Source organism: Collinsella sp. WCA1-178-WT-3 (M1) (assembly GCF_009696325.1).
Taxonomy (GTDB): domain Bacteria; phylum Actinomycetota; class Coriobacteriia; order Coriobacteriales; family Coriobacteriaceae; genus Collinsella.
This window is the reverse complement of sequence record NZ_VUME01000007.1, coordinates 81224-100007: the sequence shown is the minus strand read 5'-3', so window position 1 is coordinate 100007 and position 18784 is coordinate 81224. Positions and strand designations below refer to the sequence as shown.

Annotated in this window: 14 protein-coding genes and 1 tRNA gene; 9 read left to right on the top strand and 6 right to left on the bottom strand. The window is 61.2% G+C overall.

From position 1 onward, the window contains the following. Window positions 1-313 precede the first annotated feature (313 nt). The 3 genes from FYJ40_RS06025 to FYJ40_RS06015 all read left to right on the top strand — a co-directional run bounded on the left by FYJ40_RS06025 (window position 314) and on the right by FYJ40_RS06015 (window position 4161). Window positions 314-2290, top strand: coding sequence for an ATP-dependent DNA helicase RecQ (locus FYJ40_RS06025; RefSeq protein ID WP_154517571.1), 1977 nt, complete (start codon window positions 314-316; stop codon window positions 2288-2290). A 2-nt stretch (window positions 2291-2292) separates the two neighbouring features. After that, window positions 2293-3048: a GntR family transcriptional regulator gene (locus tag FYJ40_RS06020; protein ID WP_154517574.1), complete on the top strand. Its 756-nt coding sequence runs from the start codon at window positions 2293-2295 to the stop codon at window positions 3046-3048. 144 nt (window positions 3049-3192) lie between these two features. Continuing rightward, window positions 3193-4161, top strand: coding sequence for an SIS domain-containing protein (locus tag FYJ40_RS06015; protein ID WP_370450645.1), 969 nt, complete (start codon window positions 3193-3195; stop codon window positions 4159-4161). A 381-nt stretch (window positions 4162-4542) separates the two neighbouring features. Here the strand turns inward: FYJ40_RS06015 and FYJ40_RS06010 are convergent, their stop codons facing one another. After that, entirely contained in the window at window positions 4543-5520 is a 978-nt protein-coding gene (locus FYJ40_RS06010) for an L-lactate dehydrogenase (protein ID WP_152067319.1), read from the bottom strand. Between the two features lie 211 nt (window positions 5521-5731). Here FYJ40_RS06010 and metA point away from each other — a divergent pair, with 211 nt between their 5' ends. Further along, window positions 5732-6658, top strand: coding sequence for a homoserine O-succinyltransferase (gene metA / locus FYJ40_RS06005; RefSeq protein ID WP_154517577.1), 927 nt, complete (start codon window positions 5732-5734; stop codon window positions 6656-6658). A 91-nt stretch (window positions 6659-6749) separates the two neighbouring features. Here the strand turns inward: metA and FYJ40_RS08940 are convergent, their stop codons facing one another. The 3 genes from FYJ40_RS08940 to FYJ40_RS05990 all read right to left on the bottom strand — a co-directional run bounded on the left by FYJ40_RS08940 (window position 6750) and on the right by FYJ40_RS05990 (window position 11531). Continuing rightward, window positions 6750-7346: a 5-formyltetrahydrofolate cyclo-ligase gene (locus FYJ40_RS08940; protein ID WP_195838591.1), complete on the bottom strand. Its 597-nt coding sequence runs from the start codon at window positions 7344-7346 to the stop codon at window positions 6750-6752. Window positions 7347-7736: 390 nt separating this feature from the next. Further along, window positions 7737-10781, bottom strand: a complete 3045-nt coding sequence (locus tag FYJ40_RS05995; RefSeq protein WP_154517583.1) for an insulinase family protein — start codon at window positions 10779-10781, stop codon at window positions 7737-7739. A 258-nt stretch (window positions 10782-11039) separates the two neighbouring features. After that, window positions 11040-11531, bottom strand: a complete 492-nt coding sequence (locus FYJ40_RS05990; protein WP_154517586.1) for a hypothetical protein — start codon at window positions 11529-11531, stop codon at window positions 11040-11042. Window positions 11532-11746: 215 nt separating this feature from the next. On the opposite strand from FYJ40_RS05990, the gene FYJ40_RS05985 reads away from it, so the two are divergent. Both FYJ40_RS05985 and FYJ40_RS05980 read left to right on the top strand, forming a co-directional pair. After that, window positions 11747-12091 (top strand): hypothetical protein, encoded by a 345-nt coding sequence (locus FYJ40_RS05985; RefSeq protein WP_154517589.1) that lies wholly within the window; start codon window positions 11747-11749, stop codon window positions 12089-12091. Window positions 12092-12179: 88 nt separating this feature from the next. Next, window positions 12180-12830: an HNH endonuclease gene (locus tag FYJ40_RS05980; RefSeq protein WP_195838909.1), complete on the top strand. Its 651-nt coding sequence runs from the start codon at window positions 12180-12182 to the stop codon at window positions 12828-12830. 445 nt (window positions 12831-13275) lie between these two features. Here the strand turns inward: FYJ40_RS05980 and FYJ40_RS05975 are convergent, their stop codons facing one another. Then, complete coding sequence (locus tag FYJ40_RS05975; RefSeq protein WP_154517595.1) at window positions 13276-13962, bottom strand: DUF5710 domain-containing protein; 687 nt, start codon at window positions 13960-13962, stop codon at window positions 13276-13278. A 387-nt stretch (window positions 13963-14349) separates the two neighbouring features. Here FYJ40_RS05975 and FYJ40_RS05970 point away from each other — a divergent pair, with 387 nt between their 5' ends. Further along, a complete protein-coding gene (locus FYJ40_RS05970; RefSeq protein WP_154517598.1) occupies window positions 14350-15363 on the top strand; it encodes a hypothetical protein in 1014 nt (337 codons plus the stop codon). Window positions 15364-15908: 545 nt separating this feature from the next. Here the strand turns inward: FYJ40_RS05970 and FYJ40_RS05965 are convergent. Next, window positions 15909-15983: transfer RNA gene (locus FYJ40_RS05965), tRNA-Val, on the bottom strand. 290 nt (window positions 15984-16273) lie between these two features. On the opposite strand from FYJ40_RS05965, the gene FYJ40_RS05960 reads away from it, so the two are divergent. Then, window positions 16274-17296, top strand: a complete 1023-nt coding sequence (locus FYJ40_RS05960) for a DMT family transporter (RefSeq protein WP_195838593.1) — start codon at window positions 16274-16276, stop codon at window positions 17294-17296. A gap of 82 nt (window positions 17297-17378) precedes the next feature. Further along, a complete protein-coding gene (gene glmM / locus FYJ40_RS05955) occupies window positions 17379-18710 on the top strand; it encodes a phosphoglucosamine mutase (protein WP_154517601.1) in 1332 nt (443 codons plus the stop codon). Window positions 18711-18784 lie beyond the last annotated feature (74 nt).

Here is an 18784-nt window from a genome sequence, read left to right as displayed (position 1 = left end):
TACGCGGCCTAGCGGGCGGCGGGATCAACCGAAGAGGAAACCGAGCGGGGGCGCCAGGCGCCCGGATGCGTCATGCCGAAATGGCACGAAGCACGCGGTTGACAAAACTATAGAGACACGTCCCAAATTAGCTGCCCTTCACCAAAGAATGAGCGTGGATAATCTCCCGTTTTTTGCTTGGTGACAGGCTCAAAGTGGGAGATTATCCACGCTCGTTCCCATCGGATTACATTGCCCGTGGCCGGCAGCCGTGCGGCATCGGTCCGCGTGGCGGCGTATAATCGGCGGCAGATGACTTGGACGTTAGGAAACCATGACCGATAGCATGCAGCAGATGGCGCTCGATACGCTCGGCGCCTATTTTGGCTACACCTCGTTTCGCCCGGGGCAGGACCGCATGGTCGATGCGATCCTTGCCGGCCGCGATGCGTTGGGCGTTATGCCCACGGGCGCCGGCAAGTCCATTTGCTACCAGGTGCCCGCGCTCATGCTGCCCGGTATCACCTTTGTGGTGAGTCCGCTGCTGTCGCTTATGGAGGATCAGACCCGTGCATTGCTCGCGGCGGGTGCGCGACCCAGCTATCTCAACTCCAGTCTTACTCCGGCCCAGCAAAACACCGTGCTCAAGCGGGCGCGCGAGGGCCGCTACCAGCTTATGTACGTGGCACCCGAGCGTCTGCTCGAGCCGCGCTTTTTAGCTTTTGCGCGGGAGGCCGCCGCCGGCATTGGCGTGCCGCTCGTGGCCATTGACGAGGCCCACTGCGTAAGCCAGTGGGGCCAGGATTTCCGTCCCGCCTACCTGCAGATTCGCGAGTTCATCGATTCCCTGCCGCAGCGCCCCATCGTGGCGGCCTTTACCGCTACGGCGACCGAGCGCGTGCGCGCGGACATTCAGCAGATGCTCGGCCTGCAAAACCCCGCGACGGTGGTGACGGGCTTCGATCGCAAGAACCTCTACTTTGGCTGCGAGGAGATGAGCGACAAGGCCAAGGCCGCGTGGGTGCGCGACTATGTGATCGCACATTCGAGCGAAAGCGGCATCGTGTATTGCTCGACTCGCAAGACCGTCGATGCGCTGGCAAGCGAGCTTGCCGAGGCGCTAGGCTCCAGCGGCATTCGCGTTGGCCGCTACCATGCCGGCATGGGCAACGACGCCCGCCGGCAAAGCCAGCGCGCCTTTATCGACGACGATATCCAGGTAATGGTTGCCACCAACGCCTTTGGCATGGGTATCGACAAGCCCAACGTGCGCTACGTGATTCACAACAACGTGCCCGAGAGCATCGAGGCGTACTACCAGGAGGCGGGCCGCGCCGGCCGCGATGGCGACCCAGCCAGCTGCCATTTGCTGTGGAACGGCAATGATTTTCGTATGCGTCGCTTTTTGATCGATCGCGGCGATGTTGCCGACGAGGCGCTCGATGACGAGCAACGCGCGTGGGCGCTCCAGAATCGATACCGCCTGCTCAGCCAGATGGAGGGCTACTGCAATACCACCGGCTGCCTGCGCGAATACATGCTGCGCTACTTTGGCGACGAGGCTGCGGCCGAGCATGCCGCTGCGGCCGGTGCTAGCGGTGCCGCCACGGACGACGCCGAGGGCTGCGGCAACTGCAGCAACTGCCTCACGCAGTTCGAGGTCGAGGACGTCACCGATATGGCCCGCGCCGCCGTGCGCTATGTGGCTACGCGTCCCATGCGTTTTGGCAAGTCGCTGATCGCCGACGTGCTCCACGGCGGCAACACCGAGCGCATTCGCCAGATGCATCTGGACGAGGACCGCGGCTACGGTGAGCTGTCGAGCGAATCGGTCGGGCGCATCAAGGACATCATCGGGCAGCTGTGCGGCCGCGGTTATTTGGCAACCTCACAGGGACAGTACCCGGTCGTGGGACTGGGCCCGCGTGCCGGCGAGGTCGAGGACGAGGCGTTTGCCTTTACCGTTAAGCGTCGTGCATCCAAGCGCAAGGCCTCGGTCCGCGCCCTCCGTGCGGTGGATCTGCTGCGCGAGGAGGCCGAGCTGGATCAGCGCCCGCGCGTGGGCGACGATGTCGAGCTGTTCGAGCGCTTGCGGGCACTCCGCAAGGAGATTTCGACCGAGCTGGAGATGGCGCCGTACATGGTCTTCTCCGATAAGGCGCTGCGCGGTCTGTGCCGCCTGCGCCCTCAGACGCGCGACGAGCTTATCCGGGTCAACGGCATTGGCGAGAAAAAAGCCGACGCCTTTGGCGAGCAGTTTATGGCGGCGATTGAAGAGTTTGAATCCGAGCATGCACGGGATGGAGCGTAACGATGGTAGCCGATAGCAAGACCGACCGTACTGACGTGTCCGCCGTGCCGCTGTACCAGCAGGTTATGGACGACCTAAAGGGCGAGATTGCGCGCGGCGTGTACGCTGCCGGCTCGCGCATTCCTTCCGAGATGGAGCTCGCGAAGTCCTACGGCGTGGGGCGCATTACCGTGCGTCGCGCCATTGAGGAGTTGTCGCGCGCGGGATATCTCAACCGTCAGCAGGGGAGGGGCACGTTTGTGTGTGCGCCCAAGCTCAAGCGCAAGATTGTCCAGAAAGGCGACGTCCAGAGTTTTACCGAGGCCTGCGCTGCCAACGACATGGCGGCCGGAGCGCGCCTGGTGTCGCGCACGGTGGTTGCGGCGACGCGCGAGGACGCGGCGTTTTTTGGCGTGGAACCCGGCTGCGAGCTCATCGTGGTCGAGCGCGTGCGCACGGCCGATGGCGTGCCCGTCATGCTCGAGAACAACGCCTTTGTGCTGGCCGACCATCCCTATCTGCAGCAGCTTGCCGACGAGGACCTCGCCGACAATTCGATTTTTGCGATCGTTGCCGTGCATTCGGGCCGCGCACCGCTCAAGTCCGATCCCTGTACCGTGGAGATCGCGCTCGCTGATGCTCAGACGGCCCCGCTGTTGGAGGTGCCGGTCGGCGAGCCGCTCTTTTATATGGAGGCGTACTTTGCCGATGCGGACGAGCGGCCCTTGCTGCTCGGGCGCCAAAAGATCGTGGGCTCGCGCTACGTGTTCGACATCTAACTTCCATAGATAGAACAATACAGAACAAGTTTGGTGAAATGAATTCACCTGCAACAGCTTGCGTGCTATAAATAGGACAACATAGAACGACCGCAGGTACGAGCTGTCGCCGCTCAAAGCCGCCACACAGGGAGGAATGTCACCGTGAACGCACACGATCTGGTTCAGGAAATTATCGAGCGCAAGGGTAAGATCGAGAATGTCTTTTGGATCGCCTGCGGCGGTTCGATGATTGACCTTATGCCGGCCAATGAGCTGCTCAAGCGCGAGGCAACTACGTTTACTTCGACGGTCTACACGGCGCGCGAGTTTTGCCTTATGGCCCCCAAGAGCCTAGGGCCGAAGTCGCTCGTCATCGCCTGTAGCCACAGCGGTAACACGCAGGAGGTCGTCGACGGCTGCGAGATGGCGCTGGCCGCCGGTGCCGAGGTCGTGACTATGACTGACTACGCGGGCTCCAAGATCGATAACGGCAAGTGGACCACCTGGGTTTACCCGTGGGGCAAGGGCGAGTCGCAGGCCGAAGTTCCGCAGGGCATCGGCGCTCTGATCGCCGCCGAGCTGCTCGACCAGCAGGAGGGCTACGAGGCGCTCGCCGACATGTACGCCGGCCTTAAGCAGATGGACGCGCTGCTGCCCGCTGCCCGCGAGAAGGTCAACGCCGAGCTGGGCGATCGCTTTGCCGAGCTCTGCCAGCAGCACAAGTTCTTCTATATCCTGGGCTCCGGCCCCAACTTTAGCCAGACCTACGCCATGGCCATCTGCTCGCTCATGGAGATGCAGTGGCAGCACTGCTGCTACATCCACTCCGGCGAGTATTTCCACGGTCCCTTCGAGGCTACCGAGCCCGGCGTGCTCTACTTTGTGCAGCTTGGCGCTGGCGAGTGCCGCCCCATGGAGGAGCGCGCACTGGCATTCCTCAACACGCACACCGATACAGTCATGGTGCTCGATGCGCTTGAGTACGGCGTGGGCGAGGTGCCTGCCAGCGTGCGTTCGTACCTGGAGCCGATCTTCTTCTATGCGATGAGCTGTGAGCTGCGCGCCGCCCGCGGCAAGGTATTTGACCACAGTCCCGAGGTTCGCCGCTACATGGGCGTCGAGCAGTACTAGGTAACGGGGAACGCGATTTTTCATGACGGGGCCTTCGCCAAGCGCGGGCCCCGTTTGCGTCACGGCGCCCCTTTCTGTTTGTCGAAAACGAAGTCAAATACTTTTCCTGAGAAGTGAACGACCTATTTTGGACCCCCGAAGCATCAACATTTTTTGACGCCAAAACAGCAGGAAAATCTTAATGAAACTGCAGGAAATGGTCCCCACAAATTGCCGATGCTTCGGGGGCTCGTTTTTGCTCGTTCACTTTTCGGGAAAAGTATTAGACCTAAATCTGCAGGCATGTCGCGTGAGTCAAAAAGCGGGCCGCGCCGGTGGGTTTCCGGCGTGGCCCGCTTTACATTGTGTCCGTATGAGTGAGTTGTCGCATCAACCGGCGGACTACTTGGCGTCGTAGGCCTCGGCGTCCCACCAGTCGAGCTGGGCGATGTTGTCGCGAATATGCTGACAGCTCTTGTGGAAGCCCTCGAGCTCGTGCTCGGAAAGGTCGAGCGTGTAGACCTCCTCGACGCCCTCGGCGCCGATCACGCACGGCAGGGAGGTAAAGATGCCCTCCTCGCCATACTGGCCGGTCATAAGCGTAGAGGCCGAAAGCACGGCGTGCTCGTTGTGCAGCACGGCGGCGCAGACGCGCGCGGCGGAGTTGGCAACGGCGTACTCGGTGCACTGCTTGCCGGCGTAGGTCACATAACCGCCCTTGCGTGCGAGCTCCTCGACCTCCATGTGGTCGAAGGCGTACTTGTCGGGGTTCTCGGCCTGAAGCTCGTTGAGGCTCTTGCCGGCGATGGTTGCGGCCTTAAAGGCGGCCAGCTGGCTAAAGCCATGCTCGCCGATCATGTAGGCGTCGATGGACTTGGGGCTCACCCCGACCTTCTTGGAGATCTCGGTGCGCAGGCGGGCAGAGTCCAGGCCACAGCCCGAGCCGATGATCTTCTTGGGATCGTAGCCGGTCAGATGCCACAGCTCGGTGCACACGACGTCGCAGGGGTTGGAGATGCTCACGAAGATGCCGTCGAAGCCGGCATCGACGATGCGCTTGGCAAAGGTGCGGGCGGCGTCGGTGGTAAAGAACAGCTCGCCGTCGCGGTTGCCGGCGGCCAGTGCGACCTTGCCGGCGGCGTTGACGATGACGTCGCAGCAGGCCAGCTCCTCGTAGTGGTCGTAGCAGTTGACGATCTTGGTGTTGTACGGAACAAACGAAAGGGAGTCGCGCAGGTCTTGGACCTCGGACGTCACCTTTGCCTCGTTGATATCGCAGAGGTACAGCTCATCGGCAATGCCCTGCATGAGCAGGCTGTTGGCGACATGTGCTCCTACGTGGCCCTGGCCGACCACACCGATCTTACGCGTCTGGTACATATTCATATCCTTTCGGCCGAGTATTTCGCATCGAACCATTGTAGCGTCCTGCTGCCACTTTGCTAGGCTAAAGCGCCGTAGATTTTTGGGACATGCCTTAATCTCTACTTTTGGAGTGATTTGGGCCGCTGACGGTGTCTCGGGGCGATGCACTCGCGCGGATGGGGCCGCTCGTTGTACCATAGCTGCAACTGACTCGTAAGGAGCATCCATGCCCATTCGCATCCCCGACGCCCTCCCTGCCGCCGCGCAGCTCGAGAGCGAGAACATCTTTGTCATGACCGAGTACCGCGCGCTGCACCAGGACATCCGTCCGCTGCGCGTGCTCATCCTCAACCTCATGCCAACCAAGATCGCCACCGAGACGCAGATCATGCGCAAGCTCTCCAACACGCCGCTGCAGGTAGAGGTGGACCTGCTACGCACCAAGACGCACGAGGCCACGCACGTGAGTGCCGGCCACCTGGAGACGTTCTACCGTACGTTCGACGACATCCGCGATATCCACTACGACGGCCTGATCATCACGGGCGCGCCGGTGGAGCAGATGCCGTTCGAGGAGGTCGACTACTGGCCCGAGCTCTGCCAGATCATGGATTGGTCCACCACGCACGTGCACTCTACGCTGCATATTTGCTGGGGTGCACAGGCAGGGCTCTACCATCATTACGGTATCCAGAAGTGCGACCTGCCGGCCAAGGCGAGCGGCGTGTTTGAGCATTATCTGGTGAAGCCGCAAAGCCCGCTGGTCCGCGGCTTTGACGACCGCTTCTATGCCGTGCATTCACGCAATACCGATGTGCGTCGCGAGGACGTGGATGCCGAGCCGCAGCTTGAGGTCGTGGCCGTATCAGACGAGGTGGGCCTGTACATCGTCAAGTCGACCGACAGTCGCCGCTTCTTTGTCTTTGGCCATCCCGAGTACGATACCGACACGCTGCGCCTGGAGTACGAGCGCGACGTGAAGCGCGGGCTCAACCCCCAGGTGCCGGCGCATTACTTCCCAGGTGACGACCCCACCGCCGAGCCGCGCAACGTCTGGCGCAGCCAGGCTCAGCTGTTCTACACCAACTGGCTCAACTACTACGTCTACCAGACCACGCCCTACGACCTGGCCCGCGCCGGCGAGGAGCACTAGGCTACGGCCGCGGTTGCGGTTGTGGCTGCGGCTGCGGCGTGACGAGCGTGGATTTTCGGATGCCCATCTTGCGGGTGCGATACAACGGCGGTTAGGCGCTGATGATGTGGGGTAGCGGCAGGTCGTGGGTGTCGGTGGGAACGTGGTCGACACGCTGCTCGTCAAAGGCGATGCCGATGATTTGGCATGCGGGCGAGATCGCGGGCAGGTAGCGGTCGTAGCAGCCGCCGCCGTAGCCCAGGCGCGCGCCGTTGTGGTCGAAGGCTACGAGTGGCACGACGATCATATCGAGCGCCTCGGCAGGCACGATAGGAAAACGGCTGCTGTCGACGTCCGTGGCTGCGAAGGCCCGCGTAGGGTGGGCGATAAACGGGGCCTCGGACGCATCGCCGTCAGCAACTGCCCGCATGCACATGCGCTGGCCACAAGCCACGGTGTCAGCTGCCGAGAACATGCACGGATAGGCCACGCGCCAGCCGTGTTTTGCGGCCGCTGCGGCAAACGCGGCAGGATCTGCCTCGGAGCCCATGGCGGCATAGACGGCAACGGTGCGCGGGGCCGCGGGACCCGAGCCGCCCAGCAACTCAACGAGCCGCGCGCATACAGCAGCAGACTTTGCCGCCCGCATATCCAAATCTAGAGCGTCGCGCCGGGCAATTACCGCCCGCCGCAACTCGGCCTTATCCATCCCGGCCCCTCTCTCAAACCTACCAAAAAGGGACAGGTTTATTTTGGTAGGTTTTATCTGGTCAAATGTCGAAACCACCACGCAAACCATCGCAAGGGGGAGCAGTTCATGGACACCTTCGTGGGTTTTGACGAAGAGTGGGTGTTCGCGGCGGTGTGTCTCGATCTGTAACAGTAACTCGGCAAAATCGGGCCTAGATGTTACAGATTTAGACAAAGGGCCGGCGTCATCCGAAAACGTCTCGATTTGTAACATCTGGAGCCAATATTGCCGCCTAGATGTTACAGATTTAGACAAACTGGTGTGACGGGCTGAGCTGCCCCGCCCAAGCAGCGGCAAAAGAAAAGGTAGATTTTCAGGCATGTCCCAAAAATCTACCTTTGCTGTGCGTTAGTCCAGCAGGTCGATGACGTTGAAGCCGGCGTTGCTCTTGGCGATGACGTCTCGGCCGCCAAAGACGCAGGTGGGCGAGACGGCTGCGATGCGCGTCACGTCGGCGCCGAGCGAGCGCAGCTCACCGGGCGTGGCGGCGAGCATCTGGGCGCGGCGCTCCTCGCGTGCATGCGGATCGAGTCCGGCCAAGTAGGTCGTGTTGCGGCGTTTGGTGAGCGCGTACGGCTTCACCGGCGCATCCATGCCGCTCACGCAGCTCACGATAAAGCCCTCAAAGGCTGCCTCGTCGGGCTCAAAACCGCCGAGCCATTCGCCTGCGCGCGCCACGCGCTCAATCGAGGGGTCGATTGCCGGGTCGCGGTAGGTGTAGAACGCGGCCTGACGCTCGCCTGCCGCGCGGAATCCGCAGCCGTACGCCCCGCCCTTCACGCGGATCTCGTTCCACAGGTAGTCGTAGGAGAGCGCGTTGGCGGCAACCGCCCAGGCGCCCGTCACGTCGAGCCCCAAGCGACGCGGGTCGCATGCGCTTGCCGCAAAGCAGATGTCGCTGGGGATGACAAAAGCCTCGTGGCGGTCGCACGGCGTCGGCACCACGAGCGTGTCGCGGCCGGCAACAGCACCGTCGCCCGCGCCCAACCCCAGGTCGCCCGCGGCGGTCCAGTACGCGTCAAAGTCCTCATCGCTGCCGGTAAAGCTCGCCAGGCAGCCGTCGGCCACAAAGATGCGGCCTGCCAGCTCGGCAAGCTTGGCGCGCAGGTCGTCCAGGCGCTCGTCAAAGTGGTCGAGCAGATCGCGCAGGAACAGGTAGAAGTCCACGCCCGAAAGCTGCTCGCGCACCACGGCCGAAGGCGAGCTGTAGCTCATCGCGCGGCCAAGCGCCGCCGAGTGACCGTTGTTGATAAAGCCCTGCTCAAGCCCAATGCGAATCTGCGTGAGCACGTCGCGCACGCGGTCGGCGTCGGCATCGAGCAACAGCGTGCTCGACCACACCTCGCGCGGCAGGCTCGCCAGCGCATCGATCTTTTCGGACAGGGCGCCGGCGCTCACCAGCAGGTAGGGGCGCACGCCGTCCACGTCGGGCTGGGTCATGACCTCGGTCGTAAAGCTCAAAAAGCCCAGCTTGCCGGCGATAAGGTTGTCGAGCTCCTCGGCCGAGTGTTCGCTCGTGGGTAACTGTTTGAGCAGGCGACAGAGCAGGGTCACATAGGGCAGGTCTTCAAACGCGACGCGGCTCAGGTCGAAATACTGCATGGCGTAGGCCAAGCGGTTGGTGGGGATGCCGTGGCGCAGGCAGGGGATGGGCGCGGTCGTGTCCACGACCAGCGGCGGCTCGGGGCGCGCCTCGCCAATGTCGGACACGCGCAGGCGTGGCAGCGTGGCCTTGGCCTCGGGCGCGTCATCCGCCTCCTGCGCGGCGCGCAGCGCAGCCGTGCGCTCGACCACATCGGCCAGCTCGGCATCGGTCATGGCATCGCGCTTGGCTGCCAGCTCGGCGGCCTCGGCACTCTCCGCACCCTCGGCGGCATCCACCGGCACCAGCTCGACCAGCGCCATGTGGTCGTTTTCCAGCACGAGCTCGCGCAGCAGGTCCTCAAAATAGCTGCCGTCCAGCTCGCCGCGCAGCTCCTCGTACACCGGGCCGTACTTGAGCGCCAGCGTCGCGGCGTCGTCATCGTAGAGCCAGGTGCTCAGCGCGTCGCACGCAATGGCCACGCCGTCGGCGATACCGTAGTCGCGCTGGCGCAGGTCGTATTCGTTGCTGCTGATGATGGCCTCTAGGCGCTCGCGCGGAACGCCGTGCTCGCACAGGTCGCGGCAGGCGTCCTGGAACACGCGGCGCAGCTCGCGCGCCACGCCGGGCTGCGCGTTTTGCAGCATGATGATCTCGTAGGGCTGCAGGCTCTCGGCCGCGGTGTAGCTCACCACGTTGCCGCCCAGGCCGGCGGCCAGAATGGCCTTCTTAACCGGTGCCTCGTTGGAACCCAGCAGTGCCTCGAACAGGATGTCCGCCGCGATCGTGCGCTTGCGGTCGAGCGCGCTGCCCAGCACAAGACCCAGGCCCACCAGGGCGTTCTCGGGTGTGGTTGCCATCTCGACACGCTTGTACTCGCAGGTCACGGGCGCCTGCACGACCAGCGGATTGGGCGCCAGCGTGGACGGGTCCTCGCCGGCTGCAACGGCTGCGTCCATGCGGCGGCTCGCGGCACTCGGCTGCGACAGATAGCGCTCGTCCAAAAACGCCAGCGCGCGGTCCACGTCCAGGTCACCGTAGAGCGTGATGTAGGAGTTAGAAGGATTGTAGTGGCGCGCGTGCGTGTCCAGGAACTGCTCGTAGGTGAGCACGGGAATCGCGCGCGGGTCGCCGCCGCTCTCGTGCGCATAGGCGGTGTCGGGATAGAGCGCGGCGTTGACGGCGTCGTCCAGCACGCTCATGGGGTCGGACAGCGCGCCCTTCATCTCATTGAAAACCACGCCGTTATAGCGTAGCGTGCCCTCGCGCAGGCTTGCGGAACTGCCGTTACCCTCGCCCTCGGCGCCCTCCGGCAGGTCCAGCTCGTAGTGCCAGCCCTCCTGCTCAAAAATGGTGGGCTTGGTGTAGATGGCCGGGTTGAACACCGCGTCCAGGTACACGTCCATCAGGTTGTACAGATCCTGCTCGTTGGTGGTGGCGACGGGGTAGATGGTTTTGTCGGGGTAGGTCATGGCGTTGAGGAACGTCTGCATGGAGCTCTTGATCAGGTCGACGAACGGCTCCTTGACGGGAAATTTGGCCGATCCGCACAGCACCGAGTGCTCGAGGATATGGAACACGCCGGTGGAATCGGCCGGCGGCGTCTTAAAGCCAATGGCAAAAGCCTTGTTTTCGTCGTCGCACGCCAGGTACAGCAGGCGAGCGCCCGAGGCGGTGTGGCGCAGCACGTAGGCGTCCGAGTCGAGCTCGGGCACGGTCTCGCAGCGCTCGACGGCAAAGCCGTGACAGGTGGTGCCGGGCACCAGCAGCGCGGCGGCAGCGGCGCGCGGGTCGGTTGAGGTGGTGGGCATATGCAGTCTCCTTTGACGCTCCAGCGGGGGCGAATCGAGTCGAATCCTCGTGAGTATACCCATATGGGGCCGCGGCTCTGCGGCGAACTGGAGACGATGCCGGCGGATTGGACAAAGGCCCCGCGTGACCGCCGCGCGAGCGTGGATATTCGGACACACGAGCGCGGATTTTCGGACCGTCCAAAAATCCTCACTCACGTGGCGGCAACCAAGATAAGGCGGCCAGCGCCGGCTTGATGAATGGTGCCGAAAGACGTCCTATGCCTGCGCGTCCGCGTGTCCGTCCATCAGGAACAGCCTAAGAACCAGCTTGATGGCATATCCCGGTTTGATTTCTGCCGCGTCAAAGACGTGGCGCTCGGTGAGCTCGCTGCAGTATGCGTAGATATCGCGGATAAGGTCCGCGCCCGAAAGCGTAAACATGTAGCCTGCGTCCGAAAGCGCATTGGGCGCGGCGGGCAACTTGGCCATGTGGCAGAACGTTTGCAGGTCGGGCGCCATAACATTCTGGTAGTCGAGGTGGCCGCTGGCATCCTGTGCGGCAAGCTCCAATTGGCGCACAAAATCCAGCGCCGCCGCTAACACAAAGCTCGGCGTAGGCGCATTGACGTCCTGAGTGGTCGCCACGAGCCTGCCCGCCGCCTGCGTGACAAGCCAAGCGACCTCGCGCTGGCAGCGCACGGCCTTGCGCGTCACCGGCTTGATGGACGAAGAAGAAACGCTTCCCTTAGGCGGATTCGAAGCAGCCATAAGACCCTCCCATGAACAATCCGGCCCAATAAGCCCGGATGAAACACGTGCTACATCAGTATACAGGGGAGTGGGATAGCGGGGTATGAGCGCGCCAGCGGCAAACCGAGAGCATCAACGATGTGCCGATCGCGGAATGAGATCTCGTAATAATTGACTCTCGGCCATATTATTGAGGGGCATGACTCGCGTTCGTATGGTTGTAGGTGCTGGCGATGAACGACATTGACCTTGCTGTTCCGTTGATGGATGGACCAAGCTATGACCGTGCCTGCAGTCTCGTGCCTTCCGAATACGTTGAGGCATGGGAGTGGTTTCTGGGTGAGGAGCAGCGCGGCGGCGTTTGGACCAGCCTTCCGCACCGCACCAAGGAAGATAGCCCTCAGTATCAGTATCGTTTGAGAATTGGCGCGGACTTCTTTCCCGTAACGCGGGATTCAGGGATCTTCTGGCCGGGCCAGGATCGGGTGAAGCAAGATCCCAATAAGATCTTTGCGCTTTCGGTCCATAACTCTAAAAAAGAGCTTCTACACCGATGTTCCTCCGCTCTATTTGGATGACGGTACGTGGGTCATTAAGTATTCGGTTCAAGCGCCAGGCGTCGTTGGTTCTCGAGACCAGAATTACAACCGTAAAATGCTCAACTGCATGGAATATGGCGTTCCAGTTGGAGTCATATTTGCAACCGAGGTGGGCTATAAGGTGCTCGGCCTTGCGTTTGTTGAACGGTTTGAGCCCGAAAACGGCTGGTTTGTTCTGCATGGTCCCGTTCATAAAGGCGGGCCTGATCCTCGTTTTGCGTCTGACATGAGCTATCTGAAGCACATGTCAGCCGACATTGAGTTTGCCGGGCAGAGTGCGACCGATGACGAAAAAGCTCGCTATGCGTTGAGACGCGAGCGATTGGGGCAGCAATGGTTCCGCAAGCAGCTCATTGCCGCCTATGATGGTCGCTGCGCGGTGTCGGGTTGTGGGGTTAACGAGGCACTGGAGGCTGCACATATCGAGAATTACTCGGGACCCAAATCGCAGGTTGCCAGCAACGGCATTCTGCTTCGGCGCGACTTTCATGCCCTATTCGATGCTCATCTGATTTCGTTTGAGCCTGTTTGCGGCGAATATCGGCTGTGCGGATCGTACCTGCTGGATAAGACCGACTACGCTTTCTTTGCAGGTGCGACGCTAAGGCAGCCGAATGAGCGTCAGTGGCGACCCAATGCGGTGTTTCTTGAGGCCCATCGCATTGAGTTTGATCGCTCGGAAAAGAAGCGTGAAAAGGCGGGGCTTCTGCCGTATTAGCGTATTTGGCTTTGGCGGTCTTTGACGATCGTGTTGTTTGATCGGATCGCGTGGCGATGCAATCTCGTGCACGCCCGCCGGTGCATGCTCTTCCTGATTTGTATAGCGAGAGAGGAGCGCGTGTGAGCTGGCGAGGCGATATTGCGATGGGGAAGTACGGAAAACTGCCGTGTGCCCTTATCGACAACAATATGTTTCCGGGCGTAGAGGTTAATTGCGGGTCGTTTGCTGTCGCCTGTCCTTGTTGCGGCTCGCAAATATCGTGTCTCGATATTCGGTTCATCGATGCGCGCGACAGACTCAGCGACGAAGTGAGAAAACGGACGGGCGTTCATATGCCGGTGTATCCGGAGAAATGCCCTGTTTGCGGCCTCGATATCGTGTATGACGTTTGCGACGGGGGATAGGTGATGCGGAGGAGCTGGCTGTGAAGGCCTCTCCGTCTCTACAAATAAATTCCCTCACCGAGTTGCTTGTGGAACTTGGCGTGATGGTCGCGTGCCCAGGTAAAGAGTGCCTGGTCAAAATTGGTATGCGTGGCCGGAACGCCAAAGACGCCGGCAACTTCGACGCGCACAAACTCCAGTGCCGGCAGCTTGTTGATGGCAGTGAGGGCAAACGGGGACGTGGGTTCTTCGAACAGATAGCGGCTGCCTTGCAGCGCGTCGCAACTGGTGCACGTGTTGCCGAGTGACGGGGCTTTGGAGGCTCGCGCGCCTACGGGCTTGTAGCCACAGCGCTTAGAAAGATAGTCGCGGATCTCGCCCGGGACGCAGCCAAGAGCGGGAACAATGGCGAGCGCGTTGGCATTGGTCGTGTCGATGGCAATGTGCCCGGCCTTGTTGGGTGCGTGCGCGATGGCGATGCCCTCGCCGTCATCGGCTCGATAGGGAATGCCGAAGGCCGCGACCGAGGTCTCTTTGTGACACTTCCAGCACTCGCGCTTGCCCAGTACTAGATATATATACGGCGCAGAGGGGTCGGATCGGTCAACACCGGGCAGCCACTCGGCAAAGGGTTCGGGGTTGACGCCGCTGGGTACATACCAGATCTTCTTGGTCCGGTCCCATTTGGCGCCCAGCGCCTTGGCTTCTTCTTTGCGCGAAAAGGGAACATCGAGCTCGGTGCGCATGGTGGCTCCTTGGTGCTACAGGTGTAAGTGGCTCAAGGATACCGCAGGGTGTGGACGTTGTGGCGTTTTGCCGAGAAGCCGCGGTGCGGACTGGTTGGTTACGCCCTGGATAAACTGGCAAGTAGATGGTCGGCTTTTGGCCAGTTGGGCGGCAACCTTGCCAAAAACTTGACGGATTGCGGTTTGGGCATCGTCGAATGAACACTTTGGCGCACCTCGGCGAAAAAACCGCCGGTCGTTTGTCGGAAACTTAGCAGAACCGCCAGCCGCCGCCGGCGTGCGTGCTATCTTCGCGCCATGAGGTACTTTATCGTTTCACATAACGCCGCATTGGCGCTGTTGGCGCACATGCCGAACCCTCGCTTTGGGGATTCGGAGCCAGAGGTCGTGTCGATTGCAGGTGCCTGTGCGCTCTTGGACCAAGAAGCGCAGGAGGTTATCGATCGCTATGACCTGGGGATCGAAACGCTGGATTTGCTGGTGCCGTCGCGCGCCGGCCGTCGGCAGAGCAAGCATGTTAAGACGCATCTGTGCACCAACGAGCTCCCGGCGGGTTCGTTTATCTCGCTGGGCCACTGGATGGGCGACCTTGATGCGTACGTGTGCTCTCCCGAGCTGGCGTTTTTGCAGGCTGTGCACGATGGCGATGTGGCAGCGGCCGTCTATGCCGGCTATGCGATGACATCGGATTACCGGCTGGATAACCTTGCTCCCGGTGGGGTAACAGGCAGGGATGCGGGCATGCGCGATAGCAGGCTCACGACTAAGGAGCTCATCGCGGCGTATATCGAGAAGTCACCCAAGGTGAGGGGCATCGCGAAGGCAAAGGCGCTGCTTGCATATGTGATCGAGGGGTCGCGCTCTCCGAGGGAGTCGGGGCTCTGCATGTTTATGTCGCTGCCTGCGCGCTACGGCGGGTATGCATTGGGCAAGGCCGAACTTAACAAGAAGGTCTTCATTCGCGATGGATACAATGACGGACGTGATCACAAGCTTCGCGTGTTGGAACGCACACCCGACATAACGCTTACGGCTAAAGTCGAGGTGGGCATGGATAAAGTAAAGGCCGGGCTGCTGCCAGAGGTGCTGACCGCGATGGTCGATTACGACAGCGATGCCATTCATGACGGACGCGAGAAGATTTACAAGGATGCCGAGCGCCGCAACGAGTTGGAGCTGTTGAGCGGCGTGGCACACTTCACCGTGACGACTGAGCAGGCAAATGACTACGACAAGCTCATCCGGCTGTGCGAACGCATCCGACGGAAGCTGCACCGGAACAAGCGACCCATTTTTAACAAGCCCATGAGCGAGGAGCAGCGATACTTTGCCCTCAAGCGCGTCGAAGCGAAGCGGTTTAAGCTTTGGCAGGCCGTAATCGAGGCGCGTCAACATTGGTAGGGGCGGTTGCTGGGCATGGGACCAAGGGTCTCATTGTCAGGTCTAATACTTTTCCCGAGAAGTGAACGAGTCAAAACGGACCCCCGAAACATCGACACTTTTGGTGGCTTATTTCCTGCGGTTTTATCATTGGAATCCTGCGGTTTTGGCTGTAAAAAGTGTGGATGCTTCGGGGGTCCAAATAAGGTCGTTCACTTCTCGGGAAAAGTATTAGACCTGATTATGGGAAGGCTGTCCGGATGTGGCCGCGAGGCTTGCGAAGGCCAGATCGGGGCGGTCGCCAAGGCTGTTTGGGTGATTTTGGGGCTGATTGGGGCGGTCGCCGGGGTTGTCTGGGCGACTATGGGTGTGGCAGGGGTAATTGCCGGCGATACCGAAGCAACTTGGGGTCTGCCGGGATGATTGCCGGTTATGTAGAGGCGGTATCAGCCTCGATTGGGATGGTTATTGGAGCTGCCGAAGCGGTTTTGGGTGCCACGGCGCCCTTTTGGCTTAGCACATAAAACAAAACAGCCCAGAGACATAGCCTCTGAGCTGCGAACATTTGGTGGGCGTTAGAAGATTTGAACTTCTGACCTCTTCCGTGTCAGGGAAGCGCTCTCCCCCTGAGCTAAACGCCCGATCAAGGGTGCGCAAGTGCGCAAGGGATAATATAACGGAGCTTGAACTCGGTGGCAAGAATATTTTTTAAAATCGCTAACGTTGTGGAATCAAAGGGCTTTGTCGCGCCCATTTTAAAAGAGCTCGCTGCCGTGATTTGGCTGTCGCATAATGCAAAGCCGTTACGATGCCGAACCATGGAAGAGACGTCTGCGGAATTGTCCTACCGATAAGCGGACAAGCCCCCAGCTGGTGCCTTCGCCGTGGTAAGGTAAGCCGAATTGTTTCCAGGCTGTTTCGGGGGAGCGGGATGAGCAAAGAGCGTGTCGAGCAGGTCGAAGGCGCAGGGGCTTCGGTGCCGATGACCGATATATCGAACATTGATGTGCCCGAGGGCACCGATGAGCTCAGCCGCAGCACCCGCCGTGCATGGCGCGACCGCCTCAACGACGCCCAGACGCGCAAGATGATCGTGGGCATGTTGGCTACGCTCGTGGGCGGCTCGTTTTGGGGCTTCTCGGGCACCAGCGCGAGTTTTTTGTTCGATACCTACCATGTCGATACGCTGTGGCTTATGAGCATACGGCAGATTCTCGCCGGCCTGCTCTTTATGGCTGTGGTTGTCACGCGCGACCGCGCACGCCTGGTCAAGCTTTGGACGACGCCCGCTGATCGCAAGCAGCTGCTGCTCTTTACCGCTTTTGGCCTGCTGTTCAACCAGTTTTGCTATCTTTCGGCCGTGCGCCTGACCAACGCCGGAACCGCGACGGTCCTTCAGTGCCTGCAGCTGGTCATCATTATGAGCTACACCTGCGTGATCGACCATCGCATGCCTCGCGTGCGTGAGGCCGTTGGCATTGGGCTGGCCCTGGGCGGCACCTTTTTAATCGCTACCGGCGGCGACCCTACCAGTCTGAGCATATCGCCGCTTGGCCTGGTTGCGGGCCTTATGTGTGCGGTCAGCGCCGCCTGTATGGCGGTGATTCCCGCCAAGATTCTGTCCGAATACGGCAGCCCTATTGTTACGGGCTCGGCTATGCTTACGGCGGGTGTCGTTTCGAGCGTCTTTGTGCAGCCGTGGGCTCATATGCCGGCCCTCGATACTGCTGCCGTCGAGGCGCTCGCGGTGTTTGTGGTCGTGGGCTCGTTTTTGGCGTACATGCTCTATATGCAGGGCGTCAAGGACATCGGCTCGGTGCGCGCGAGCCTCATCGGGACCGTGGAGCCGGTCTCGGCAACCGTTACCAGCGCCGTTATGCTGGGCACGGTATTTTTGCCGACCGACCTTATCGGCTTTGCCATGATTATCGTAATGATGTTTTTAACGGTGTAGCCCCCGCGGTTGCTATTAAAGGATAATGGGCTGGCGGCGCGTTGCTTTGGCGGCGCGCCTTTGTCTACGGAAAGGACCTCTTATGAAGTACTTTGGCACCGACGGATTTCGCGGCGAGGCCAACGTTGGGCTGACCGTGGAGCACGCGTACAAGATCGGCCGCTTTGTGGGCTGGTATTACGGCGCCAGGCGCGGGGCCAAGGCGCGCGTGATCGTGGGTAAGGACACGCGTCGTTCGAGCTATATGTTCGAGGCGGCGCTGGTGAGCGGCCTAGTCGCGAGCGGCGCAGACGCCTATATGCTGCACGTGATCCCCACGCCGGGCGTGGCGCACCAGACCGTGGAGGGCTGCTTCGATTGCGGCATCATGATCAGTGCGAGCCACAACCCGTTTTGCGATAACGGCATTAAGCTGGTCAACAGCGACGGCTTTAAGATGGACGAGGACGTGCTGGAGCTCATCGAGGACTACATCGATGGCAAGAGCGAGGTGCCGCTGGCCACGGGCAACCACATTGGCGCCACGGTTGACTACATGCAGGGTCGCAACCGCTACATTGCCTCGCTCATTGCAAGCGCGAACTTTTCGCTGCAGGGCGTCAAGATTGGCATTGACTGCGCCAACGGCTCGGCGTCCTCTGTCGCCAAGCCGGTGTTCGATGCGCTCGGCGCCGATGTGCGCGTGATTAACGCCGCGCCCGACGGTTTTAACATTAACGTCGACTGCGGCTCTACGCATATGGAGCGCCTGCAGCGCCATGTGGTGGAGCAAGGCTTGGACGTGGGCTTTGCCTACGACGGCGATGCCGATCGCTGCCTGGCCGTGGACGAGCGCGGCCGCGTGGTCGACGGCGACCAGATTTTGTACGTGTGCGGCGTGTATCTTAACAAGCACGGGCGCCTCTCGGGCGGTACCGTGGTGCCGACGATCGCCAGCAACTTTGGCCTGATTAAGTCGCTGGAGCTTGCCGGCCTGAGTGCCGTGACCAGCGGCGTGGGCGACCGCCACGTGTATGCCAAGATGCGCGAGGGCGGCTACAGCCTGGGTGGCGAGCAGACGGGCCATACGATCTTTGGCGATATCGAGCGTACGGGCGACGGCATTATGACCTCGCTGCGTGTGATGGAAGTGATTCGTGCCGAACGCGAGACGCTTTCGCAGCTCGCGGTGCCGTGTAAGCTGCTGCCGCAGGCGCAGGTTGCCGTACGCGTGGCGGACAAGGATGCTGCGCTGGGCAACATGGGCGTGCAGGCCGCCATTGCCGAGGCCGAGGCGTCGCTGGCAGGCGAGGGCCGCGTGCTGGTGCGCAAGAGCGGAACCGAGTCGGTGATTCGCGTTTTGGCCGAGGCCCCCGACCAAGACGCCGCCGACGCCGCCATGAAGCGCATCGCCGCCGCGCTGGAGGCTCTGTAGTTACGCGGTTTTACCAAACCGCGTAACCGCTCGACGCTACAAACGGCCCCAAGCGGCAATCTGGCGTTCAATTT